Below are 24,058 nucleotides of genomic sequence, written 5' to 3' on the forward strand. Positions count from 1 at the left end.
TTGAATGGGGGATTCATTCATGATTCATGTCTATTTGGACGATTATCGCGGATGTCCGAAGGGGTTCGTGCTTGCCAAGGATGCCGAAGAATGCAAGCTTCTGCTTGATCAGGAACCGATCGGCATCTTGTCGCTCGATTATGACTTAGGCTGGGCGCAGCCTACGGGCTATGAGGTTGTGAGACATATCGTAGCAACCGGACGTTATCCCGAGCACATTTATTTGCATACGTCGAGCGTGTCAGGTCGCTTGCAAATGTATCATGAGCTGTATCAAAACGCACCTGAAACGACTAAGCTCCATAATGGTCCCATGCCAGATTCCCTTCTACAGCAAATGGCAACGAGTTAGGCACGGCTAATGGAGATCATTTGTAGTTCGACTCACATCGAAGTCTGCGACATTAACTGGATTTCCTCCTGTTAATACGCAGACATTTGGTCGTTTATCCTAAACCTAAGAATAGAGGCACAAACATTGACTGAATGGATCGGAACGGCGAATCAGAGTTATTCGCCATACGCAATAGAGGAGCTGCGCCGCATTATTGATGGCGTAACCTTCTCACAGCTAGCGGCTGGGGAAGTGTTCCTCATGAATAGCCCGCTTGAACGGGAAGAAACGTTGCAAGCTGTCCATCAGCGCGAACCGATCTTTTTGCGACATATACAGGCTGTGGACAGAACGGTAGAAATAACAGGCGATGCCGAAGATATGGAGCAGCTCTCGACAGTGGTGCGCAGCGCCTCGCAGCAGTTCGCTGGTAAGCGCACCGCCGTTCATATTCGGAGAGCGCACGGAACGGCTTTCATCCATTCGGCATCCGAGACAAAAGCGGTAATCGATGCAGTCTTAGCGGAAGTTGGAGCGGAGCCGGTCGTTCAGCAACCTGAAACGATCATTGCAATCTATGCGGCAGCATCAACGCTGTATATCGGTTTCGGTTCACCGCAGGACATGCTCTCTGACTGGCCTGGCGGCGCGGTTCGGTTCCAGCGGGAGGAAGGACAAGTGTCTCGCGCGAAGTTTAAGCTGCTGGAAGCAGAGCGGGCATTCGGCTTGCATTATGAGCAATTCCGCAGAGCGCTAGACGTTGGCGCAGCGCCTGGCGGTTGGACGTCGCTGCTGCTGGAGAGAGGTCTTCGCGTTACGGCTGTCGATCCGGCTGAGCTGCATCCATCGATTGTTGATCATCCGGCACTCACCTATTTGAAGCAGAACGCTTCGGAAATTAAGCTGAAGCCGGGATCATTCGATCTATTCGTATGCGATATGAGCTGGAGTCCGATGCTCATGTCGCGGCTCGTGCTTGATCTAGAAGCAGCGCTTGCGGAAGAAGCAACGGCGATCATTACGATCAAGCTTATGCATCGCAAGCCTATGCAGACAATCCGCGAAGTCATCGCTAAGTTGGAATCGGTGTTCGAGCTTAAGAAGGCGAAGCAATTGTTCCATAACCGCGAAGAGATTACATTGTATTTGCAGAAAAAGTAGTGCAGTTATGAAGTGTGGACAAGCGTAAGGCCCTTCCCGCAAGGGCCTTATACTCGTAATGGATGGAGGCTTGAAACGATGCCTAATTTGAAAGCGCTTTATACGAATTTGCGAATCAAGCATAAGCTGTTCGTGCTTATTTCGGTCATCATGGGTGTCGTTGCAGTTATCGGAGTCGTTGTTCAGCAATACGCTTTTGAATTTTACGACGAAGAAGTTTATCAGCAGTCTTCCAAGGCGCTAAGTCTTTCTTCGCTAAGCATCGAGAACGAGCTCAAGAAGATGGAGAAGCTGAGCTTCATGATCATGACGGATCCTACGCTTCAAAATTATCTGAGATCGATCAAATCCGGCGGTTCCGATTACGATAATTACGTCGTCCGCACGAAAATCATCGAGCGGATGGTCAACATCGGCGCACTCGATAAATATGTGCTCTCATCTCAGCTATACGATGTTTTCGACAATGAATATGCCGTTGGGACAAGCTCGATCACCATGTTCAAGAATCGGCTTGACCTGATTAAAGCCGAGACCAATCCGAACCAGGGCGGCAATACATGGATCGCTCCGGATTCCGACGATCATGCTTTGGTTGCAGCCCGAGAGATACGATCCTTCGAGCAGCTTAAGCTCGACAATCTCGGCACGCTAGCCATTCGCATTGATATGAGGGCGTTGTTTAATGATTTTGCCAAAGGAATGCGGATGAACAGCTCAGATGCGCAGCTTATTATTATGCAGGACAATAATCTGATTTATCCGGATCAGGGAGCGACCGACTTACCGATTACTCGACTGCCGGGTATGGGGCAAAACAGCGGCTATGAGACGATGAAGATGAACGGCAAACAATATTTCGTCACTTATATCGCGAGTACGTACACCGATTGGACCTACTACACGCTAATACCGTTTGATGATATATTCGAGCGCATTGTGAAGGTCAAGCAGACGATTATCGTTATTTTTGCCGTTCTGTTCTTATGTATTATTTTGTTTTCGATCCGTTTTGCCAATGGGATTACGAAGCCGATCGAGCGCTTGAACGCGAAGATGAAGAAGGTGCAGCTCGGCAACTTCGAATATGCGGATGAGCCCAATGAGCAAGCTCTCGCGATGGACGAAGCCGGTCAGATGCACCGCAACTTCCGGATTATGGTCGAGCGGATTAATGAGCTGATTCATGAAAATTATGTGAAGCAGTTAACGATTCGAGACACCGAGTTCAAGGCGTTGCAAGCGCAAATTAATCCGCATTTTCTGTACAATACGCTGGAATCGATCAATTGGTCGGCTAAGCTGAGCAACCAGACGCATATTTCTCAAATGGTCGAAGCGCTCGGCTCGCTGCTACGGACCTCAATCAATCTGAAGGAACCGCTCATTCCAATCAGCAAGGAACTGGAGATTGTAAGCCATTACGTCACGATTCAGAAATTCCGCTTCGAGGAGCGGTTGGATTTTGACATCGACATACCGGAGCGATTGTTGCATTGCACCTTGCCGAAGCTGTCGCTGCAGCCGATCGTCGAGAATGCAGTCAATTACGGTTTGGAGCAGATGATTGATACCTGCAGCATCCGTATTCGCGCTTATGAAGAAGATGACAACCTATATATTTCCGTTACGGACAACGGCCCCGGCATGGAAGAGCAGTTAGTGTCCAAGCTGTTCAGCGGCGAAGTGAAAACGAAGGGATCCGGTCTTGGACTGAAAAATATCGAGGACCGTATCAAGCTCTTATACGGCGACGCTTACGGCATCCATGTGGAGAGCAAAGTAAACGGAGGCACGACTGTTACGCTCAGGCTTCCGTATGAAATGAGGGAATCCGATGTATAAAGTACTGCTCGTCGATGACGAGCGCATTATCGTTGAAGGCATCTCCCGCACCATTGATTGGAACGCTCACCATATGGAGTTGGCAGGGACGGCGCGCAACGGTCTTGATGCGCTTGCTTTCATTAAGGACAATCAGCCAGACATTATCATCTCGGATATTAAGATGCCTGGCATGGATGGACTCCAGCTTGTTGAGAAGGTGTATGAATTATATCCGCATATCGCATTTATACTGCTGTCAGGCTTCAGTGAGTTCGATTATGCTCGTACGGCTATGCAGTTCGGCGTCAAACATTATCTGCTCAAGCCTTGTAATGAAAATACGATCATTCAAGCGTTAACGGAAGTGATTGAACAGCTTAACGAACAGCATTCGCAAGCAGACTTCATGGCTAACATTCAGAAAGAGCTTAAGAAGGTTCTTCCGCATGCGAAGGAACAGTTCCTTAAGGAGCTCGTCACGAATAAGACGTACGGTCAGCGCGATTGGGATGATTACGGCGAGCTTTTCCGTATTGAGATCGAGAACGACAGCGTTCAACTGTTGCTCTTCCAGATCGAAGGCAAATTCGAGTTCGAGCACCTGTTTGCGATCAAGAACATTGCAAGCGATTACTTAAGCCAAGAAACCGTTCTGCTCAGTACAACAATCGGCAAGCATGTTCTGCTTCTAACGAAAATCACTTCCGAGAGTGAGGAGCTGTTCGATCGGCTGAAACAGATTAAACAAACGTTCGCTTCTTATTACAAGCTTGACGCTACGATTGCAGTCAGCACTCCCGGACGTATTACGGAAGCTCGCAGCATGTATCGCGAGACGCTGGAATGCTTGAACTACCAGTTTTACTTGGGGGAAGGCAGCATTATTACGCGTAATGACATTGCTGATGCGGCAGGCAAGCCGCAGGCAACCTTCATATATGATGACGAGCATTTATGCATGCACATTAAATCCGGGGATTGGGAGATAGCTAAGCAGGAGCTTACTCACTACTTTGCCATGTTGGCGGAGCATCGTATGGACATGCAATTAGCCAAATCGTATGTCATTCCTTTGTACGTATCGATCACAAGGCAAGGGCAGGCGGACCAGATCAATGAATTTTTACAAAAAATCGCAAGCTTCGACAGCTTAAGCACGCTTAGAACGATTGAACATTTCGTGACAGAGAACGCTGAACTCATTTGCATGAACAATTATAGCCTGCATACGAAGAAACATTCCTCCATTATTCATAAAATGGTACAGGTCATTGAAGAGCATATATCGAATCCGGATTTGTCGCTGAACTGGGTATCGAGCGAGATTTTATATATGAATGCTGATTATCTCGGCAAGCTGTTCAAGAAGGAGACGGGGGAGAAGTTCTCCAATTACGTCGTTAGATTGCGTATGGAGCTGGCGATTAAGGAAATCGAAACGACCGGAGACGTGAAAGTGTTCGAGCTCGCGGAGAAGTTCGGCTTCGGCGACAATCCGCAATATTTCAGCCAAGTGTTTAAGAAGCATACCGGCTTTACGCCATCGGAATATAAGAGGTCGCCGTGATGGCGACCTCTGTTTTTTTAACAAAGAAAGCGGTTTTTTAAATTCCGACATTTCGACATTCKACCTATAATAACGTTGTAGACAACATTAAGAGTTTGGAAGGGGCGTATCAAAAATGAAAGCTCGCAAAAAACTGCTTCTACTGCTCATGGCCTTCGCACTTGTACTTGTAAGCGCATGCGGCGGGAACAACACGAGCAACAACAGTACGAACAAGCCTGGTGCTACGAACACGGCAAGCAACGGCGAAGAGGCGAATGGATCGGAAGAAGCTAAACCGGTTACGATTCGTATCGCTTGGTGGGGCGGACAGCCTCGTCACGATTACACAATGAAAGTAATTGAAATGTACAAATCGAAAAATCCTCACGTAACCATTGAAATGGAATACGCGAACTACGATGACTACTGGAAGAAGCTAGCACCTCAAGCGGCTGCGAACGAGCTACCAGACATTATCCAAATCGACACGCAAAACTATTCCCAATACGCGGGAAGAAATCAACTGGCTGATCTGACTCCATACATCGGCAACCAAATCGATGTTACCGACATCTCGCAAAACGCGATTGACGGCGGCAAGCTGGGGGACAAGCTGTACGGTATGAACCTTGGCGTTAACGCACTCGGCTTCAACTACGACCCGGCGCTGCTTAAGAAAGCGGGCATCGAATCGATCCCTGAGAACTGGACTTGGGACGACTACGTAAGCATGGCTGCTAAAGCGAAGGATGCTGGATTGTTCTTCGACAACGGTATGCGTCCTGAAGTATTCTTCGGCTACTACCTCCGTACGCTTGGCAAAACGTTGTTCAACGCTGAAGGCACAGGCCTTGGCTACGAAGACGACCAACTGTTCGTTGACTTCTTCGGTATGTTGTCCAAGCTCGTAATCGACGGCGCAGTTCCTTCGCCAGACGTACTTGCTCAGATCAAAGGCGCAGAAGACAGCCACCTCGTTCTGAACCAAGGAATCGGCGTATGGCAATGGTCCAACCAATATGTGGGCTTGCAGCAAGTAGCTAACCGTCCACTGGCGCTCGCGCCAATGGTAGGCCCCGATATGGCAAAAGGTTTGTTCATGAAACCGTCGATGTTCTTCTCCGTCTCGGAGAACTCGAAAGTGAAGGAAGAAGCAGCGAAGTTCATCAACTTCTTCGTTAACGACATCGAAGCGAACAAATTGATCCTTGGCGATCGCGGTGTTCCCGTATCGTCGAAAGTGAAAGAAGCGTTAAAAGAAGTATCCACTGAAGCTCAAATCCAAGTTTACGACTATGTAGCATGGGCGGAGTCGAACAGCTCCCCAATGGACCCAGCAGATCCGATCGGTTCCGCTGAAGTGTTCAAATCGCTGACTAGCCTTGCAGAGCAAATGAACTACAACAAGATCAAGCCTGAAGAAGCAGCTAAGAAATTCAGAGACGAAGCTACCTCTATTCTTAAGAAAAACAAGTAACATTGCCTGAGTAGAAGCGATGGCTGGTCGACATGATCGGCCGTCGCTTCTCTACTTCTCGGAGCATGGTTCTACACGGTCAGGTACGTAAGTCTTCGTATAGGAGTTGGATACTATGAAATCGCTGTCACTTAAAAATAACCTTATCGGGTATACCTTTATCGGACCGTTCGTATTCGGATTTTTGATATTCACTTTAGTGCCCGCTATTGCTTCGTTATATTTCTCAGTTACGGATTACGATCTGTTATCGACGCCATCCTTCATCGGTATGGAAAATTACACAGAAATGTTTACCAATGATTCGAAGTTTTTTGCATCGCTTAAAGTTACGTTTCTTTATGTATTCATCGGCGTGCCGCTTCGGCTGGCATTCGCCTTATTCATTGCAATGATACTGAACACAGCCTCGAAAGCAATCGGGTTATATCGGACGGTTTATTATTTGCCTTCCATCATCGGCGGCAGCGTAGCCGTGTCGATCATGTGGCGCAATCTATTCGGCGACGAAGGCGTAATCAACCATTTCCTGAATTTCCTCGGTTTAGATAGCGTCAGATGGTTTGCAGAACCTGTAGCAGCACTTTGGATGCTTATTACGTTGTCGGTATGGCAATTCGGTTCTTCCATGCTTATTTTCTTGGCAGGCCTGAAAAATATCCCGGGGGAGCTGTACGAAGCTTCCAATGTTGACGGTGCGGGACCTGTTATTCGTTTCTTCAAAATCACGTTGCCAATGCTGAGCCCGATTATTCTGTTCAACACGATTATGCAGACGATCGGCGCGTTCATGACATTCGTGCCAGCTTACATTATTTCCAAGGGCGAAGGCGGTCCGCTTGACGGTACACTGCTTTACTCGCTGTACTTATTCCGCCAAGCTTTCGTTTACTTCGATATGGGTTATGCGTCCGCTATGGCATGGATTATGCTTATCATTATCGCAATCCTAACTGGTTTACTGTTCTGGACGTCTAAGCGCTGGGTTCATTACGAGTCGAAAGGTGGCCATTAAAAATATGACAATCAAAAAAATGAAATGGCCGATCTATCACCTGTTTGTAGCGGCGTTAGCGATTGGTATGGTGTATCCGGTTCTTTGGCTGCTCATGAGCTCCTTCAAGGAAAGCAATCTGATCTTCGCAACGGCAGATTCGCTTATTCCGCAGCCATGGATATGGGATAATTACAAAATCGGTTGGATCGGAATTGCCGGACAATCCTTCGGAACTTTTATCATGAACTCGCTTAAGATTGTCGTCATTTCCACGATTGGCGCCGTTTTATCATCGGCATTCATTGCCTTCGGCTTTGCTCGGTTGAACTTTGTCGGCAAGTCGTTCTGGTTCGGCATTATGATGGTTACGCTGATGCTGCCGCATGACGTCGTGCTTGTGCCGCAATACATTTTATTCGCTAAGATTGATTGGCTTAACTCGATCAAACCGATCGTCGTTCCGCAATACTTCGGCATTCCGTTCTTTATTTTCCTGCTTATTCAGTTCATTCGGACGATTCCGACTGAGCTTGATGAGGCGGCAACGATCGACGGCTGCGGCAAGTTCCGTTTGTTCTTCCGCATCATTCTGCCGCTAGTCGTGCCTGCGCTAGCTACAGCTGCGATCTTCTCGTTCTACTGGCGCTGGGAGGATCTGCTTGGTCCGGTACTTTACTTGAATCGTCCTAGCTTGTATCCGGTATCMATGGGTCTGAAAATGTTCCTCGACAGCGACACCGTCTCCAACTGGGGCGCGATGTTCGCCATGTCAATCGTAAGCTTGCTGCCTGTACTTGCGATCTTCTTCGCTTTCCAAAAGTATATCGTTGAAGGAATTAGCACTAGCGGACTTAAATAACGATTAGTTGGAGAATACTCATCGCTTGATGAACGGTAACCTTCTATGCTAAATTAGGTGTAATTATATTGAATTGAAATTGGGAAAGCATCCCGATCCTCCTGTATGTGAACAGGATCGATCGGGATGCTTTTTTATTTATCAAAGGGGGATTATGGATGTCGGAGCAAACAGAAGCGCAGTATCGTACGTGGCAGCGAGGTCAAGTCATCGGCGATCGTTATGAGATTGATCGGTTGATTGGTCAAGGTGGCATGGGAGTCGTCTATTCCGTGTTGGATAGGAAGCTGAACGGCGTTAGAAGGGCGCTTAAAGTGGTCAAGGGAGCTGGAATTCGTGACGGGATGTATACAGAAGAAGCTGCAACTCTGATGAAGCTGGGTCATCAACATCTGCCTGTCATCTTCGATTGCTTCCGACTTGAAGATGAAGGAGAAGAAGCATTCGTCATGGACTTTATTGAAGGACAGACGTTATCGGAGATGTTTGAAGAATCGTTGTCCGTTTTCCCGTTCGAAGAAGTCATTCGAATTGGGCTTCAGCTATGCACCGCAATTGCTTACCTTCATAATCAACCGCGACCGATTATACACCGTGATCTGAAGCCATCGAATATTATGATCGATTACTGCGGTAATGCAAAGGTTATCGACTTCGGTATATCGCGTACGTTCAAAGCGGGTCAGCAGCAGGATACGATACAGCTCGGAACAATCCAATTTGCCGCGCCGGAACAGCTTGCGATGAAGCAAAGCGATGAGCGCACGGATATTTACGGACTCGGAATGCTGCTTTATTATATGGCTAGCGGCGGCCGGATATATGCGCCGCAGCATCACCTTTCTATCCGCAAGGGTCTGTCAGGCAAATGCCCTGCTCCATTTGTTAATATGCTTGAGCGAATGCTGCAGAGTGATCCGTCAATTCGATATTCATCGATGACCGAGGTTGAATATGAGTTAAAATCGTTTACTGTTCCTAGCGGTGTGCGCTTAGCTGTGGATGCTCACGCGCTGCCGCTTGGCGGAATGCGGCAGCGGATGCTTGTAAGCGTTATTTCTTTGCATGCCGGAGCCGGAGCGACCTTCCTAACACCTCTGCTGGCGGAGCTGCTGCATGAGAAGCAAAGGAAGGGCGTTACCGCGATCGAGTATGTTCGACTTGTGCCAGAGTGGCGTCAAACTTTGCATGAAGGCATTGAGTGGCGTACAGCCGAAACCTTGACCAGCCATAATCAGCAGCGATATTTGCATGGCAAGGAAGAAAGTAGCGGGATACAATGGTATGCCGTAAATCATGAGTTCGCAGATGCACAAGGACAGGCAGATGCGGGAGAGTCGTTGGAAGATGTGCTGAGGCAAAGCAACGAGTCGGTTGCGCTGATCGACTTCTCCAGCAAATGGGAGCAGGCGGATAGCAATTATTGGCTAGCGAAATCCCGATATGTCATTGTAATAGCAGATCCGTTCGTTGCGAAGTGGCAAGCGGGATCCATGCGGCGACTGGAACTTCTCCATGAGGAGCTGGAGCATAAGGGGCATGAGCTCATATGGATTGGCAATAAGGATACGAAGTTTAATGGCCGCAAAGACTGGCTTAGGCTGTTTCCGAAATATCCGGCAGCGATGATTCCTTTAATGCCGAATGACGCATTGCTGAATTTCATGTGGAGCGGCAAGCGAATGACCGCTCATTCGGCTATTGGCAAGCAGCTTAGAAGGTCGCTGAAGCCTATTGTAGAGTTGCTTGCCAATGAAAATAACGCAATATCGCGATAATTGTGGTACACTAGTACGGATTATTTGAAGCAAGGGCTAGTGCGTTTGCCGATAAGATCGAACAAGCATGAATGGAGTTAATACACAAATGAGCTTATTAACGGTAGAGCAATTATCCCATACTTTCGGCGATCGTACGTTGTTCAAGAACGTTTCGTTCAGACTGCTGGCGGGCGAGCATGTAGGACTTGTCGGCGCTAACGGAACGGGCAAGTCAACGATGATGAATATATTGACCGGCAAGCTTCTGAAGGACGAAGGCAAGGTAGAGTGGACGCCTCGCGTTCGCTATGGCTACTTGGATCAGCATACGCTGCTTACCCCAGGCAAAACGATTCGTGACGTCTTGAAGGATGCCTTCCTTCCCATGCTCGTCTTGGAGCAGGAGATGAACCAAATTGCCGAGCAAATGGCGGATGCCGACGAAGACACACTTGAGCAGCTGCTTAATCGAATGGGCGAAATTCAAGAGGAGCTTGAGCTCGGCGACTTCTATCTGATCGACGTTAAAGTCGAGGAGATGGCGAACGGTCTTGGGCTTGGCGCGATCGGGCTTGATCGTGACGTCGCTGCGCTAAGCGGCGGCCAAAGGACGAAGGTGCTGCTGGCGAAGCTGCTGCTCGAGAAGCCTACGGTACTATTGCTCGACGAGCCTACGAACTATTTGGACGATGAGCATATTAGCTGGCTGACGAACTATTTGAGAAACTATCCTTACGCCTTTATTCTTATTTCTCATGAAACAAGCTTCATGAACAATGTGACCAATGTCATTTATCATTTGGAATTTGCGAAGCTGACGCGTTATACGGCCAACTACGATAAGTTTCTCGAGATGGCTGATCTGAACAAGGCGCAGCATATCGATGCTTACGAGAAGCAGCAGGAATATATTAAGAAGCAAGAGGATTTTATTCAGCGCAATAAGGCAAGAGCGTCCACTTCGGGCCGGGCTAAGAGCCGCGAGAAGCAGCTTGACCGTATTGAACGAATCGATAAACCTGAGGAAGCCGGCAAGCCGACTTTCAACTTCAAGGAAGCAAGAACAAGCGGCAAAGTCGTCTTCGAGGCGACAAATATGGTCATCGGCTATACGCGGCCGCTTCTGCCGAGCATGGATATGCTCATTGAACGCGGCGACAAGATTGCGATCGTCGGTTGTAACGGCGTCGGTAAATCAACGCTTCTGAAGACGATTCTCGGCGTGATCGAGCCGCTCGAAGGCACGCTGTATCGCGGCGACTACTTGAGCCCTGCCTACTTCGAGCAGGAATCGAAGGCGCCTACGATGACGCCTCTCGATGATGTGTGGAATGAGTTTTCGTTCATGAATCAGCATGAAGTACGCGCTGCGCTTGCAAGATGCGGACTTAAGAACGAGCATATTACGCGCGCGCTGAATCAACTTAGCGGCGGCGAGCAGGCGAAGGTTCGTTTATGCAAGCTGTTGATGCATGAGAGCAACTGGATTTTGTTCGATGAACCGACGAACCATTTGGACATCGTAGCTAAGGCTGAGCTTAAGCGTGCCCTTAAGGCTTATAAGGGAACGGTTGTACTCGTATCCCATGAACCTGAATTTTACGAGGATTGGGTAACGAAAACTTGGGATGTCGAAGCTTGGTCTATGGAGCGCTAAGGCCGCTTGCTTTTGTGAAACGGCTTCATTATGATAATTTCAAGGCTCATTAACGAACACTGGAAGCAGGTGAACTACATTATGAAAGAGCGTATTCTTGTCGTTGAAGACGAAGCGGGAATTGCCCGTATTTTGCAGCTAGAACTGGAACATGAGGGTTATACGGTTGGAACGGCTGCCGATGGACGAACTGGCTATGAAATGGCGTCATCGGGCGAATGGGAGCTTGTTCTGCTTGATGTCATGCTGCCCGAAATGAGCGGCATCGAAGTGCTGAGGCTCGTAAGACAAGCCGGCAATCCGGTACCGATTATATTGCTTACCGCTCGTGATACTGTGCCGGACAAAGTAAGCGGCTTCGAGCACGGTGCTAACGATTATATAACGAAACCTTTTGCAATGGAGGAGCTGCTGGCTCGCGTGCGCAATATTTTGCGTATATTCCAGCAGTATCCGAAGGAAGCGGAAGGCTCCGATATGATTAAAGTCGGCGATCTTACGATTGAGCTGCGGACTCGCAAAGTGTTCCGTAAAGATATTGTAATCGAGCTTACACCTCGCGAGTTCGAGCTGCTCGTTTATTTGGTGGAGAACAAAAACGAAGAGAAATCACGCGAAGATATTTTATCCGAAGTATGGGGCTACGACTTTATCGGCGAAACGAATCTCGTTGACGTCTATATCCGTTACTTGCGGCAAAAGCTGGACAAGGGGTATCGTCACAAGCTGATTCATACGGTACGGGGCGTCGGTTATATGATTAAGGAGCCCGATGCATGACGCTGCGCAAACGATTTACGCTGTTTACTATTTTTTGGTTAATCTTTATTCTTATTCTGTTTAATATATTTGTCTATTTCTATGTCATTAAGATTACGACCGAGAGCGAAGAAGAAGTGATCGCCAACAAGGTCAATCTCATGCTGGAAAACCCCCGAATACAGAGCGGCAGAGGACTTAATTCGGCTGACCTGCTTAATGAGTATTATAATGTGAACGAAATGATCCGCATTATTTTGCCGAACAACCGCGTCGTTAATATTACCGGTTCCGATCAGGTTCTTCTTGAGCTTCCGGCAAGCTTCGAAATGTACACGCATACCGGCATGATCTCTAAGGGCGGCGAGCGCATCCTCTTTATGCGCGTACCGCTCTATGATGGCAATCGGGTTATTGCGATGCTTGAGGTTAATCGAATATTGGATGAACTGGACAACTATTTGCAAGTACTCGTTGCTGCGCTTAGCGTAACGAGCGGCGGTGCGATTCTGTTCGCGATCTTCGGCACGTATTGGTTCACGTCGAGATTGACGGCTCCGATTCAGCAGATGGTTAATACGATGCGGGAAATCGACCGAAGCGGTAAGCTAAGGAAGATTGAGCTGAGCAATCGGGAGGAATCAGCCGAGCTTCTGCAGCTTGTAAGAGCATTTAATCAAATGATTGAACGGCTGGATCGAACGTTTGCCAGACAGAAACAATTCGTTGCCGATGCTTCTCATGAACTGAAGACGCCGCTTACTGTCATTAGCAGCTACGCGGGTATGCTCAAGCGCTGGGGCCGTGATGACGAGAATGTTCGCAACGAGGCGATAGAGGCGATCGATAAGGAGGCCAATCGTCTCCAAACGTTAACGAAGTCGATGCTGATGCTTGCCGAGGCTGAGCAAGAGGATTGGCTGAAGCAGGAGAATTTCGACGTCGTTCAAATGGTAGACGAACTTGCGACGATGCTGCAAACGACATTCCAAAGGCCGATTCGCGTTAAGGCACTGTCTAAGGTCGTTCGTATGGTCGGAGATAAGGATAAGATTAGACAATTGCTCGTTATTTTACTTGATAATGCGATCAAATATTCGAAGGATCCGATCGATGTATCGGTGACCCTCGTCAAGCATATCGTGAAGATCGAAGTGAAGGATAAAGGCATCGGCATTCCGGAAAATGAGATACCGCATCTGTTCGAGCGTTTCTACCGTGTAGACGGAGCAAGGAGCCGTACGACGGGCGGCGTTGGACTGGGGTTGTCCATCGCTAAGCGGATCGTCGACTTGCATGAAGGCAAGGTAGACGTATTCAGCTTGCCTGATCTCGGTACGACGATTACGATTCAATTCAAACAGCGTAGATAGTTTGCAGCAGATTTACATTAGTAAGTTTATACGAAGGGATTCGCAAATTACTTGAGGGGGAGGCGGGAGTCGCTTGAAATTTCGAACAGCAGCTGTTCAGTATCAACTTGAGGATATTAATAGCTTCGAGCAATTCTCGGAGCAAGTAACCCATTATGTGCGCAATGCATCGGAATACGGAGCGGAGTTCATCTTATTTACCGAATTTATGACTACGCAGCTGTTATCCATTCCAGGCGCGGACGGGAAGCCGCAATCTATCGAGCAACTGCCAGCCTATACTGATATGTATGTCGAATTGTTTCGGTCACTTGCATCGGAATACGATGTCTATATCATTGGCGGAACGCATGTTGTGGAAGTAGGCGGCGGCAAGCTGCGCAATGCGGCGCATCTGTTCCATCCGGACGGCAAAATCGATGTCCAGCACAAAATCCATTTAACGCCTACGGAGGTCAGTGAATGGAGTATGTCTCCGGGAGAGGGACTTGAAGTATTCGAGACAAAGTTTGGCACGATTGCGATGCTTACTTGTTATGATATCGAGTTTCCCGAAATTGTACGGATGGCTCGTGCCAAAGGCGCGGATGTTATTTTCTGCCCGTCCTGTACGGACGATCGACACGGCTTCTATCGCGTGCGCTACTGCTGCCACGCGAGAGCAGTTGAGAATCAAATCTATATCGTAGCGGCCGGTACTGTCGGTTCTCTGCGCAAAGTCGACTTTATGCGTGCCAATTATGGTCAGGCAGCGGTCATTACGCCTAACGATATCCAATTCCCGCCAGCAGGTATTCTATCCGAAGGAGTTATCAACGCGGATATGCTCATCGTTGCCGATCTTGACCTATCGCTTCTCGAGGATGTTAGAACGGCTGGCTCTGTTACGACTTGGCGGGATCGCCGCACCGATTTGTATCCCGACTGGAAGTAATCGTTATCGGTAAATGGGGGCAATACATTGAATAAGCAATTATACATTTTCATGAATGGCATTCCGAAACAAGCTACGATTCGTAATTATGAGGTTGCTGACTTCGATTCGCTAATCGAAGTTCAGCGACTATGCTTCCCGCCACCCTTTCCCGAAGAGTTATTGTGGAGCAACGATCAGCTCATCGAGCATATCGCAAGGTTTCCGAACGGGGCCTTATGCGCAGAAGTTGATGGTCGAATTATTGCTTCGATGACCGGGCTGATCGTCGATATGACCAGTTATGGTGATCATCACGATTGGGCAACGATTACCGATAACGGCTACATACGCAACCATAATCCGAACGGCGATACCCTATATGTCGTTGATATAGGCGTCATCCCTGAATACCGCAAGTCGGGGATTGGCAAGTGGCTGATGCAATCGATGTACGAGACGGTTGTACAGCTTGGTCTAACGAGACTGCTTGGCGGAGGCAGGATGCCGGGTTATGCGGCTAAAGCGCATGAAGCATCCCCTGAGCAATATGTTGAACGTGTTGTTCAGGGCGATTGGAATGATCCGGTCATTTCGTTTCTGCTTCGCTGCGGAAGAACGCCTGTTGGCGTCGCACATCATTATTTGGAGGACGAACAGTCTCATAACTGCGCCGCCATTATGGAGTGGCGCAATCCATTTCACTGATTAAGGAGAGTTGCTGTCGCTATGCTTATTTATCATCGAATTACTTCCATAGAGGATCCCTATTTTAAGAAGCTGCACGAGCTGCTTCAAACGATTTTTCCGCCTGAAGAGGTTTTGGAATATGAGCTTTGGCGAGAGCCGCTCGAAGATCCGTCCATTCATGTCTATGCAGCCTTGCATGGAGAGGACGTTGTAGGCTCGACCGAATACCGTTACTATCCGTTGCTTCGGGTTGCCATGACTGATTTCACAATAATCGGCCGTCCATCGATGGGTATTGGACGTTTCTTGTATCGCAAGCGTGAAGTGGATTTGCAGCGACTCGCAGACCAATCCGGCACAACGCCGATCGGCATGTTCGCCGAGGTATATGATCCTTATCGAGCAGGCATCCATGAATTCGGAGGCGTGTCGCCAATGAATCCGATCGTTAGACGCGAGGTGCTGTCGCATATCGGATATAAGCGAATTAACTTCCCATATGTACATCCTTCTTGGGATCATGAGGGAAAAGCGGTGTCTGAGCTGGATCTATGCTTCATGCCGCAGGATGAGACATTGGAATCTCTTGATGCAGCACTAATTGCACAATTTCTTGAAGGTTACTATGTTGCTCTTCCGAATAAACCGCAGGAGTGGCTCGATATGATGGCGAAGCTGCGCGAAGCGGACAAAGTTGAGCTTCTGCCGCTATGACGAAGCTGATCTTCAGAGGTACGGGCGATGCAATGGGCGTACCACGCGTATACTGCGGGTGTCCGGTTTGCGAAGAAGCGAGGTCGACGCAGGTGAATAAGCGATATCGCTCTTCTCTGCAAATCGTGGATGAAATTGCAGGTAATGTTTGGATCGATTGCGGACCGGACTGGGCAAGGCAGATGGAAGAGGCTGGAGCACGTCAGGTGGATGCCATCCTTATTACGCATGCGCACTTTGATCATATTGGCGGACTTGTCGAATGGGCGGATGCCTGCCGTTGGCTTGGGAAGAKGGGAGTCGCCTATTCACCGTCGGAAGTGATAGCGGAGATATTAGCTCGTTTTCCATGGTTGGCGACCCATATTGAATTTCGGCCATTCGATGAACCGATCACAATCGGCAATTGGCTTGCACGTTCCTGGCGCGTCAATCATGGGAAAAATGGCTATTCGTATGCATTTCGATTCGATCATAAGGAATCAGAAGCTGCATGGGCCTATTGCTCGGATTCGATTGGCTTGTCCGAACAGGAGCAAGAGCCGTTATTGGGGCTGGACTTGCTCATCTTCGGAACGAGCTTCTACGAAGAGCCTTACGCCTATGATACGCGTTCCGTATACGACGTAACGGAAGCGCTGGCACTGATCCAGAAGTGGAAGCCGGGGACAACCTATTTCACGCATATGTCTCATGATATTGATCTGCGGCATCCATATCCGTTGCCTCATAACGCTTCATTCGCGTATACAGGTCTTGTGGTTGAAGTGTGAGCAATCGGATTCGCTTGACAGACAAGCTAGTTTTTTTGTAAAGTAAAAGTATTACATGCCTAAAGGGGAAATTTTAATGATTACCGGTGTTCTTAACTCCTAAATTGGATAAGGTCGGATGTACGACAAGTCTTGTTACGCATATCAGTAAATCTGTATGCGCAAGGCTCTATTTCGTCATTCGCCGCCATGAGTTAAGAACATGAGGATTTCCGCCTGAATGCATTCGACAGGTGCCAATCGCCGTGCTCTAGCAGCACGGCTTTTTTTATACGGATTTTTACGAATAAGCACTCGTAGCGTTGTTTGCGTTACGATGGTTAGCTGATTCGTATTCTGTATGAAGGCTATGTCGGTCAATGGAGACAGGAATGGAACGCGCCCGCGTTCTGTTCCTGTCTTTTTTTTATTATAAGGAGGCTAACAAGCAATGAATGAAGCAACGTTGAAAAGATTAGAGTACGACAAAATCAAGGAATCGGTTATCGGTTATACGGTATCCGAAGCCGGCAAGGTGTTGGCAGAACGAATGAAGCCTAGCTCGGATCAGCGTCAAGTGGAGGCATGGCTGCAAGAGACAGCCGAGGCAACCGACCTTCTAGCGAGCGGCGCCAGTATTCCGCTATCGGCAATGGAAGGGATAGAGCCTTTCATGGCATTACTGGGCAAAGGAAGAATCTATAACGAGGCGGAGCTCGATCAATTGGCCGTATGGCTCACTTCCGTTGCTCAAATGAAGAAGTATATGAACAGCAAGCGACATATCGCACCGACGATTGCTGCCTATGCCGATTCCATGTTCGATTGTCCGGAGCTTAGAGAGGAGCTCGCTCGCTGCATTCGTTACGGTCAATTGACCGATCAGGCCAGTCCAGATCTCGCTTATATTCGCAGACATATTTATGCGGCGGAAGATAAGATCCAACGCAAACTGGAGCAGACGCTGAGCAAATATAAGTCGGCGCTGCAAGAACCGATTGTGAGCAAGCGACGGGATCGTTACGTCATTCCTGTAAAGCGAGAATTAAGGAAGCAGGTACCGGGTACGGTATGGGATGAATCTTCGAGCGGCCAGACGTTGTTCGTTGAGCCTAACGATGTATCCGATCTGCAGCAGGAGCTGGGACAATGGAAGGCTGAAGAGGATAGAGAACGGACAATCGTGTTGTCCGCGCTTTCGGAGCAAGCGGAAGCCTATGCTTATKAGCTTAAGCGCAACGTCGAAGCAATGGCTTCCTTTGACTTTATTACTGCAAGAGCGAAGCATTCCAGATCGATCGCAGGCAAGCGAATCAAGCTGGCGGATAAGCCGGTTATACGACTTGTCGGCGCTCGGCACCCTTTGCTCGGGGCACATTCCGTACCGTTAACCGCAGAGCTTGGCTACGGCTGGAAGCAGCTCATTATTACAGGACCGAATACCGGCGGCAAGACCGTAACTTTGAAGACAATCGGTCTGTTCGTACTAATGGTTCAATCCGGTCTGCTCGTTCCTGCGGAGGAAGGAAGCGAGATCGGCATCTTCCGGCACGTCGTGGCCGATGTTGGAGACGGTCAGAGCCTAGAGCAGTCGCTGAGCACGTTCTCTTCTCATATTACGGTGCTTAGTGAAATGCTCAAATGTGCAGCGCCGCGGTCAATATTACTGCTCGACGAATTGGCGGCAGGGACAGATCCGACTGAGGGCATTGCCCTGTCGATTGCCGTATTGGAGGAACTTATTGCGAGTGGTGCGCTTGCGGCTGCGACGACGCATTTTAACGAAATCAAAACCTTTGCTTCCGTTACGCCGGGTTGCCAAAACGGGAAGATGGCGTTTGACGCCGAAACGCTGCAGCCGCTGTATCGTTTGGAAATCGGGGAGTCCGGGGACAGCCATGCCTTCGCCATTGCCAGACGGTTTGGATTGCCGGAGAAAGTGATGAAACGGGCCGAGGTGCTGCTTTCTTCGAAAGAGACTTCAAGACAAAAGCAGGGTGATGACTTTATACCAGGCCTAAGAGAGAAGCTGCAGATGGAAGCAAGCAACAGAGCTGACGCAGCAGGGCAGAGTGCAGCTTCTAGTGCGGCGTCTAAAGAGAAAGTGAAAGAGACTAAACATGCCGATGCGTCTAGCAAACCTTCCATGCAGCCGTTCCAACAAGGCGACGCGGTATGGATTTATCCCCTTAAGCGGGCTGGAGTTGTCTTCCGTCCTGCGAACGAGAAGGGAGAAGTCATCGTTCAGGTACAAGGGAAGAAACATACCTTCAATCATAAGAGACTCCGGCTTTATATCGCGAAGGAGAAGCTGTATCCAGGTGAACAATACGATATGGATATCGTGTTCGACACGAAGGAGAATCGAAAAGCGAGACATCAGATGAATCGCAAGCATGTTGAAGGACTTGAGATTATTACCCAGGCAGAGGAATAGAGCGGTCCGATTAAAGAGAAGCAGCCCCTAAGGTCATAAACCTGAAGGGGCTGCTTTCTTCGATTAGGTGCTTATCCTTTAAATGGAGCCGAACTTTTTGTTGCCGCGGGGCTGGTCGCCTCGGTCGTCCGGTTCAAGGGTGATGCCGATCGAATCGAAGGTCAGGCTGTCTGACGCGATCGGCAGTGCCAATACGCCAATGCCCTGCTCATCAACGCGGAATGTGCCTGCGCTTCTCCTTTGACCGTCCTGTAACAGCCACACCTGATAAGCTTGCGAGCCGGCCGTAGCCTGCGCTCCGAATACATAGACGATGAACTGCTTGCTCTGACCGTTATTGACGATGCAGGCGACGCCATAAGCACGCTCCGCCTGCGAATCCTCCGGTTTCAATGAAACCAATTGCTCAATTTGCATTGCAGGAATGTCCAATGCTTGCTCCAAAGTAAGCGGGGCAGCCATCCGTTCCCGGTACAAGCCGTAATTCCAGACTGAGCCTGCAATAAAGACAAGAGCGGCGACCGAGACAAGGGCGCGGGTAATCCAACGCTTCGCAGAGGGACGACTGCTTGCCGGCTTTCGATCCCCGTCCGCGGCTAATGCTGCATCCATCACTTGTTTCTTCAAATCTTTCGGCGGTTCGATTCTTTCCATGCTATCGGGGAACGCCTCCCATACTAAACGAAGTTCATCGATTTCGGCCCGGCAGTCGGCACAGTTGGGAAGATGGCGTTCGAATGCTCGTTTATCTTCATCCGTGCACGCGCCAGATATATAATCCAGGCACATGTCGCAGATTAGTTTTTGCCCGTTGTCACGCATCATATCCTTCCCTTTCCGCAAGAAGATGCCTTCGTAATATTTTCAAAGCCTGATGCAGTCGGTTCTTGACCGTTCCGAGCGGCTGATTATAAATCTTTGCCAGTTCGCTTAAGCTGAAGCCCTGCCAATAAAAATGCTCAAGAAGCATAATTTGCTGCTTGGACAAATGCCGGTAAGCGTTGCGAATTTGCTCCTTCTGCGAGCCTCTCATGAGGTTTTCTTCCGGTGATACCGCAAACTCGTCCGGTATTTGCTCCAACTGCTCAGGCTCGAGAGGGACAAGCCCCGCATTATCTCGCCTTTCCTTCCGCTGATAGTCAATCGTCAGATTCCGGGTTATGGTGAGCAGCCAGCTGGAAAACCGCCCCTTATCGGGATTATAGTCTGATTCGGTCGTCCACAATCGTATGAACACCGATTGGACGATATCTCTAGCGGCCTGCTCATCTTTTAGCGCCTTCATGGTGAAGGAATAGATGAGTGAAGCGTATCGGTCGTATAAGATGGCGAGCGCTTTATGCTGTTTTCTCTTGATGAGCAGCATAATCTCATAATCGGATTGATTCCGCATATCAGGTGGCCTCCAGAACAGGCTTAAATAAATTTCATCTTACCAAAATAGAGGGAAACCGTTTACGGTTTCCCTCAGCTCAAATTCTAAGAATTTATAAGTCTTACCACTATATTGCCTTAGAATTCTCTGCGAAACGATTGCTTTTGCCGCCAGAGGACGGTGTCAGCCGTTTACGCTTAATTATTCGGCTTCGACGATGATCGTCCCCTTCATCGCCGGATGCGGCAGGCAATAATACGAAAACTCACCCTCTTTGGCGAAGGTAATTTCCTTGGCTTGATCCAGGTCGAGTTTTCCGGTATCGAAGGTTTTGTCATCGGCCGTAGCTGTGTGGCCGACTTCATCCTTATTGATGAACTTCACGCTGTCTCCCACTTTGACGGTTAGCTCTACGGGCGAGAAGGCGAAATTCACGATTTCTACGATATGCACCTGTCCTGCTGGCTTATCGGTTGGCGTTTCCTTCGCCGGCTGTGTCGCTGTTGGCTTTGGCTTCGGGGTTGCGGTTTGCTTGGGTGTTGTCCCGTTATTGTCCGCGTTGTCTTCCTTGCCGGACGAGTGTCCGCCTTCATGGGCATCGTCGGACGGCTTGGTTTTCGGCGAAGCCGCTATTTCCGTAGCGGGCGCGATCGTTGCTTCTTGCGTTTCTGCAGGGGCCTCGGTTTCCTTCGGGGCATCCGTATTGCTGTTCTGCTCCGGCTCTGCTTCGTCCGTCGTTTCCGGCGTCGGCTCCGTAGAAATAACAGGGGATGCGGTCGCCATATTCGCTTGCTGCTCTTCAGGCTCATTCGAACCGCAAGCAGACAAGAGAATGAGACTGAACAAGCCGAGAAGGATGAGCGCTAATACCCGGGTATGTTTTGGCATGTTGTTATTCACTCCGCTCATTTTACGATGATCTGGCCTGTCATAAATTTCATATGCGGCTCACAAACATAATTGTACGTTCCGGCTTTATCCAGCTTAATCGTAAAGGATTCCCCTTTGGCGAGCAACGGGGTTTTGAAGATGCCGTCAAGCGCAACAGCGTTATGCTTCATGTCATCGAAATTTGTGAAGATGATTTGGGATCCGACTTCAACCGTCAGAGGCTCCGTTCCGAACGAAAACTCTTTAATATCGATGCGGTATGTTTTTACTTGCGGTGCCGTCGTGCCTGTAAACTTGGCAGGGTCAACGACAAACCACACTTTGTTAACATCTTTTCCCAGCATATCGCCGTGCTTGATGTCCTTGACGAAATAATACAGCGGATAGCCTTTATACGTCGTTTGCTTCGATCCGTCCGGGCGGGTAATGGAGCCGATATCGGAAGCGGGAAAGGTTGATATCGTACTTGCTCCCGTTGCCTCATAGGCAGGCCAGTTCGCGATGCAACCGCCTTCGCATGCGCTCGTTTGTTTCGTATCTTTATCAAAGTAATACAGCGTGCGTCCTTCATCGTCCGTTAAGTAATTGCCAAGCTTCGAGGAGGTGCCGAGCATGACGGCATAGTCGGATTTTGCCACGAACCATACACCGCCGACAGCTTCGCCGTTCACGTCACCTGCAGCCAAATCCTTAACAAAGTAGTAGAGAGGCCATCCTTTATAAGTCGTTTGCTTGGCTCCATCGGAACGGGTAAGTACCGAGAAGTCATCCGGATTCAATTGACCCGGAATTTGCAGATCATCAGCGTAAAATATCGGCCAGTTTACAAGGCATTGATCCAAGCAGGAGTTCGGGTCCTCGGCATCCTTTGTAAAGAAATAAAGTGTACGCCCATTCTGGTCGGTGAAGAACGTTCCCAGCTTATCGCTGCGTTCAAGCAGAATTTGATTGTCGGGCAGCGCAGCGGTTGCCGCGATAACGCCTTTGGCCTTCAATTCTGCGAACAACGATGTTCCGCCGGTCGCAGTTACGTTAAGCGCCTCGACAAGCGCGGTTGCGATATGGGCATTGGTGAGGGAGGCCGTGCCCGCGATTTGCTGCAAGCCCTTCATTGAAGCGAATTGCTCCGTCTCTGCATAAGGGAAGTTCATCTGCGCCTTGAAGCCCGCGATCTCGAGCAAAACTTTGTACAGCTGTTGGGAGCTGATGCTGGCGGCCGGATCGAATTTCCCGTTGCCGATACCTGACCAACCGAGTTCCGGATGGTTCTTCAGGTATGCGAGTACAGCCTGATTTTTGTTGCTGACCTGGCTTGCGTCAGAGAAGTTGCCGATACCGGTATAGGCCATGGCCTCATCCAATAGACCTTGAAGGCGAAGAGATATGATGGCGGCTTGCAGTCTGGTTGATTTTTTGGCTAAATACGTTTCATTCACGCCATTCCCGTCACCTAGTAGCAAACCAAGCTCAGCGGCGGTATCGGCATCGGTCTGTACGGTTCCTGCAGTTTGTTCTTCGGCTGATGCGCCCAAAGCGAGAATTAAGCTCATACATAGGATCAGAACAAATAAAGCGAGTGTCATTTTTTTTGCGTTCATTAATATACCTCCTATGGTTTTTAAGTGCGCAATACTGTCGTTTCCATAGGTAATAACGAACGAGGAGACAAATCGGTTTGATCGTCAGCTCATTTATTTGATATTTTTATTGAGGAAAAGATGTAGCTGATAATGGATTATAATTATCTCCCAAGTACTTAATCACGGCTCTGTATGATGAGCAACTTGCCCTCTCTGAACGAAAGGATGCCGGTTTCATCCAGTAGCACGTTACTAATCCCGAGTGACATGCCGATTGAAAGTGTCGCTTCCGCAAGCGGGTATTGGAAACCGCGAAGCGTAATGCCGGTTACCTCCATCGACAGCGGCAACAATGACACATTGGCGAAGTTCCTTTTATGAACCGTTGTCACCGTGGACGCAAGGTAAATGATATTATGCTGATCAATAATCGAGGCATGAATGCCGAGCTCATCAGCCAGCGCCAGCAAGTGTACATTCGCCAGCGAATGGTCGAATCTGGTGCCAAGCGCGCCAAGCAAGACAATCTMTTGCGGCTTTAAGTCAAGCGCCAGTCGAAAGGCCATTTCGGTGTCGGTGAAATCTTTGTCGATCGGGTCGCAAGCAATCGTCTTCGCGCTTTGTTCACGAATGGCTGCTAAGTCCGAATCGCTGACGGAATCGAAATCGCCAATTGCAATATCCGGTCGAAGTCCGTGTTGAACGAGAAACCTGGCTCCGCTATCTGCCCCGATCAATAAATCGCCTTCAGTTATATGTTCAAGCGCCCAATCTCCCAGCAAGCCGCCCGTAAAAATGATGATTCGATGACTCATCTCGCTCTTCCTTTCCGTAAGCCTGAATACGTACATTATAAGCCCGTTTACCAGTATATCGCTATGTGCTGGGCAAAAACTACTCAAAATTGCATAGGTTGTACCATAAAGTTAGACAAAAGGCGAAATTTGTCGTTG

21 protein-coding genes are annotated in these 24,058 nt (G+C 49.0%); 16 read left to right on the top strand and 5 right to left on the bottom strand.

Annotated features, from left to right (window positions below; translation table 11 throughout):
- The first annotated feature begins 19 nt into the window (after positions 1-19).
- The 16 genes from AC1DF0_RS13300 (at position 20) to AC1DF0_RS13375 (ending at position 19,259) form a co-directional block, all read left to right on the top strand.
- The gene (locus AC1DF0_RS13300) at positions 20-352 is read left to right on the top strand and encodes a cyclic-phosphate processing receiver domain-containing protein (RefSeq protein ID WP_442049770.1); all 333 of its coding nucleotides are present in this window, start codon (positions 20-22) and stop codon (positions 350-352) included.
- A gap of 126 nt (positions 353-478) precedes the next feature.
- On the top strand, positions 479-1,495 hold the full coding sequence (locus AC1DF0_RS13305; RefSeq protein WP_477574318.1) for an SAM-dependent methyltransferase: 1,017 nt from the start codon (positions 479-481) through the stop codon (positions 1,493-1,495).
- Positions 1,496-1,573: 78 nt separating this feature from the next.
- Positions 1,574-3,340 carry a sensor histidine kinase gene (locus AC1DF0_RS13310; protein WP_477574319.1) on the top strand — a complete coding sequence of 589 codons (1,767 nt, stop codon included), beginning with the start codon at positions 1,574-1,576 and terminating at the stop codon, positions 3,338-3,340.
- The gene (locus AC1DF0_RS13315; RefSeq protein WP_477574320.1) at positions 3,333-4,889 is read left to right on the top strand and encodes a response regulator transcription factor; all 1,557 of its coding nucleotides are present in this window, start codon (positions 3,333-3,335) and stop codon (positions 4,887-4,889) included. The genes AC1DF0_RS13310 and AC1DF0_RS13315 overlap by 8 nt, the downstream gene beginning before the upstream one ends.
- Positions 4,890-5,004: 115 nt before the next feature.
- Positions 5,005-6,348: an ABC transporter substrate-binding protein gene (locus tag AC1DF0_RS13320; RefSeq protein WP_477574321.1), complete on the top strand. Its 1,344-nt coding sequence runs from the start codon at positions 5,005-5,007 to the stop codon at positions 6,346-6,348.
- Between the two features lie 115 nt (positions 6,349-6,463).
- Positions 6,464-7,363, top strand: coding sequence for a carbohydrate ABC transporter permease (locus AC1DF0_RS13325; RefSeq protein WP_442049765.1), 900 nt, complete (start codon positions 6,464-6,466; stop codon positions 7,361-7,363).
- 4 nt (positions 7,364-7,367) lie between these two features.
- Positions 7,368-8,204, top strand: coding sequence for a carbohydrate ABC transporter permease (locus tag AC1DF0_RS13330; RefSeq protein WP_442049764.1), 837 nt, complete (start codon positions 7,368-7,370; stop codon positions 8,202-8,204).
- A gap of 158 nt (positions 8,205-8,362) precedes the next feature.
- Complete coding sequence (locus AC1DF0_RS13335) at positions 8,363-9,982, top strand: serine/threonine protein kinase (RefSeq protein ID WP_477574322.1); 1,620 nt, start codon at positions 8,363-8,365, stop codon at positions 9,980-9,982.
- A gap of 88 nt (positions 9,983-10,070) precedes the next feature.
- Positions 10,071-11,621 carry an ABC-F family ATP-binding cassette domain-containing protein gene (locus tag AC1DF0_RS13340; RefSeq protein ID WP_337101404.1) on the top strand — a complete coding sequence of 517 codons (1,551 nt, stop codon included), beginning with the start codon at positions 10,071-10,073 and terminating at the stop codon, positions 11,619-11,621.
- Positions 11,622-11,702: 81 nt separating this feature from the next.
- Positions 11,703-12,401 carry a response regulator transcription factor gene (locus AC1DF0_RS13345; protein ID WP_337101403.1) on the top strand — a complete coding sequence of 233 codons (699 nt, stop codon included), beginning with the start codon at positions 11,703-11,705 and terminating at the stop codon, positions 12,399-12,401.
- Entirely contained in the window at positions 12,398-13,753 is a 1,356-nt protein-coding gene (locus AC1DF0_RS13350) for a sensor histidine kinase (protein WP_477574323.1), read from the top strand. The genes AC1DF0_RS13345 and AC1DF0_RS13350 overlap by 4 nt, the downstream gene beginning before the upstream one ends.
- 73 nt (positions 13,754-13,826) lie before the next feature.
- A complete protein-coding gene (locus tag AC1DF0_RS13355) occupies positions 13,827-14,687 on the top strand; it encodes a carbon-nitrogen hydrolase family protein (RefSeq protein WP_477574324.1) in 861 nt (286 codons plus the stop codon).
- A gap of 51 nt (positions 14,688-14,738) precedes the next feature.
- Positions 14,739-15,374 carry a GNAT family N-acetyltransferase gene (locus AC1DF0_RS13360; RefSeq protein ID WP_477574395.1) on the top strand — a complete coding sequence of 212 codons (636 nt, stop codon included), beginning with the start codon at positions 14,739-14,741 and terminating at the stop codon, positions 15,372-15,374.
- A gap of 21 nt (positions 15,375-15,395) precedes the next feature.
- Positions 15,396-16,070 (top strand): GNAT family N-acetyltransferase, encoded by a 675-nt coding sequence (locus AC1DF0_RS13365; protein WP_442049760.1) that lies wholly within the window; start codon positions 15,396-15,398, stop codon positions 16,068-16,070.
- Entirely contained in the window at positions 16,067-16,843 is a 777-nt protein-coding gene (locus AC1DF0_RS13370) for an MBL fold metallo-hydrolase (protein WP_477574325.1), read from the top strand. The genes AC1DF0_RS13365 and AC1DF0_RS13370 overlap by 4 nt, the downstream gene beginning before the upstream one ends.
- 430 nt (positions 16,844-17,273) lie before the next feature.
- Complete coding sequence (locus AC1DF0_RS13375; protein ID WP_477574326.1) at positions 17,274-19,259, top strand: endonuclease MutS2; 1,986 nt, start codon at positions 17,274-17,276, stop codon at positions 19,257-19,259.
- 78 nt (positions 19,260-19,337) lie between these two features.
- Here the strand turns inward: AC1DF0_RS13375 and AC1DF0_RS13380 are convergent, their stop codons facing one another.
- From AC1DF0_RS13380 to AC1DF0_RS13400, 5 genes are all read right to left on the bottom strand, one after another.
- On the bottom strand, positions 19,338-20,084 hold the full coding sequence (locus AC1DF0_RS13380) for an anti-sigma factor (RefSeq protein ID WP_477574396.1): 747 nt from the start codon (positions 20,082-20,084) through the stop codon (positions 19,338-19,340).
- The gene (locus AC1DF0_RS13385; protein ID WP_442049757.1) at positions 20,074-20,652 is read right to left on the bottom strand and encodes a sigma-70 family RNA polymerase sigma factor; all 579 of its coding nucleotides are present in this window, start codon (positions 20,650-20,652) and stop codon (positions 20,074-20,076) included. The genes AC1DF0_RS13380 and AC1DF0_RS13385 overlap by 11 nt, the downstream gene beginning before the upstream one ends.
- A gap of 183 nt (positions 20,653-20,835) precedes the next feature.
- On the bottom strand, positions 20,836-21,522 hold the full coding sequence (locus tag AC1DF0_RS13390) for a cupredoxin domain-containing protein (protein WP_477574327.1): 687 nt from the start codon (positions 21,520-21,522) through the stop codon (positions 20,836-20,838).
- Positions 21,523-21,539: 17 nt separating this feature from the next.
- Positions 21,540-23,123, bottom strand: coding sequence for a plastocyanin/azurin family copper-binding protein (locus AC1DF0_RS13395; RefSeq protein WP_477574328.1), 1,584 nt, complete (start codon positions 23,121-23,123; stop codon positions 21,540-21,542).
- Between the two features lie 158 nt (positions 23,124-23,281).
- Positions 23,282-23,920, bottom strand: a complete 639-nt coding sequence (locus AC1DF0_RS13400; protein WP_477574329.1) for a thiamine diphosphokinase — start codon at positions 23,918-23,920, stop codon at positions 23,282-23,284.
- Positions 23,921-24,058 lie beyond the last annotated feature (138 nt).

Source organism: Paenibacillus sp. 05T425 (assembly GCF_056396205.1).

Coding starts and splice junctions, on each gene's coding strand:
- AC1DF0_RS13350 (WP_477574323.1), top strand. CDS start 12,398: ATGACGCTGCGCAAACGATTTACGCTGTTTACTATTTTTTGGTTAATC.
- AC1DF0_RS13345 (WP_337101403.1), top strand. CDS start 11,703: ATGAAAGAGCGTATTCTTGTCGTTGAAGACGAAGCGGGAATTGCCCGT.
- AC1DF0_RS13315 (WP_477574320.1), top strand. CDS start 3,333: ATGTATAAAGTACTGCTCGTCGATGACGAGCGCATTATCGTTGAAGGC.
- AC1DF0_RS13300 (WP_442049770.1), top strand. CDS start 20: ATGATTCATGTCTATTTGGACGATTATCGCGGATGTCCGAAGGGGTTC.
- AC1DF0_RS13365 (WP_442049760.1), top strand. CDS start 15,396: ATGCTTATTTATCATCGAATTACTTCCATAGAGGATCCCTATTTTAAG.
- AC1DF0_RS13340 (WP_337101404.1), top strand. CDS start 10,071: ATGAGCTTATTAACGGTAGAGCAATTATCCCATACTTTCGGCGATCGT.
- AC1DF0_RS13390 (WP_477574327.1), bottom strand. CDS start 21,522: ATGCCAAAACATACCCGGGTATTAGCGCTCATCCTTCTCGGCTTGTTC.
- AC1DF0_RS13335 (WP_477574322.1), top strand. CDS start 8,363: ATGTCGGAGCAAACAGAAGCGCAGTATCGTACGTGGCAGCGAGGTCAA.
- AC1DF0_RS13385 (WP_442049757.1), bottom strand. CDS start 20,652: ATGCGGAATCAATCCGATTATGAGATTATGCTGCTCATCAAGAGAAAA.
- AC1DF0_RS13380 (WP_477574396.1), bottom strand. CDS start 20,084: ATGATGCGTGACAACGGGCAAAAACTAATCTGCGACATGTGCCTGGAT.
- AC1DF0_RS13320 (WP_477574321.1), top strand. CDS start 5,005: ATGAAAGCTCGCAAAAAACTGCTTCTACTGCTCATGGCCTTCGCACTT.
- AC1DF0_RS13360 (WP_477574395.1), top strand. CDS start 14,739: ATGAATGGCATTCCGAAACAAGCTACGATTCGTAATTATGAGGTTGCT.
- AC1DF0_RS13395 (WP_477574328.1), bottom strand. CDS start 23,123: ATGAACGCAAAAAAAATGACACTCGCTTTATTTGTTCTGATCCTATGT.
- AC1DF0_RS13325 (WP_442049765.1), top strand. CDS start 6,464: ATGAAATCGCTGTCACTTAAAAATAACCTTATCGGGTATACCTTTATC.
- AC1DF0_RS13310 (WP_477574319.1), top strand. CDS start 1,574: ATGCCTAATTTGAAAGCGCTTTATACGAATTTGCGAATCAAGCATAAG.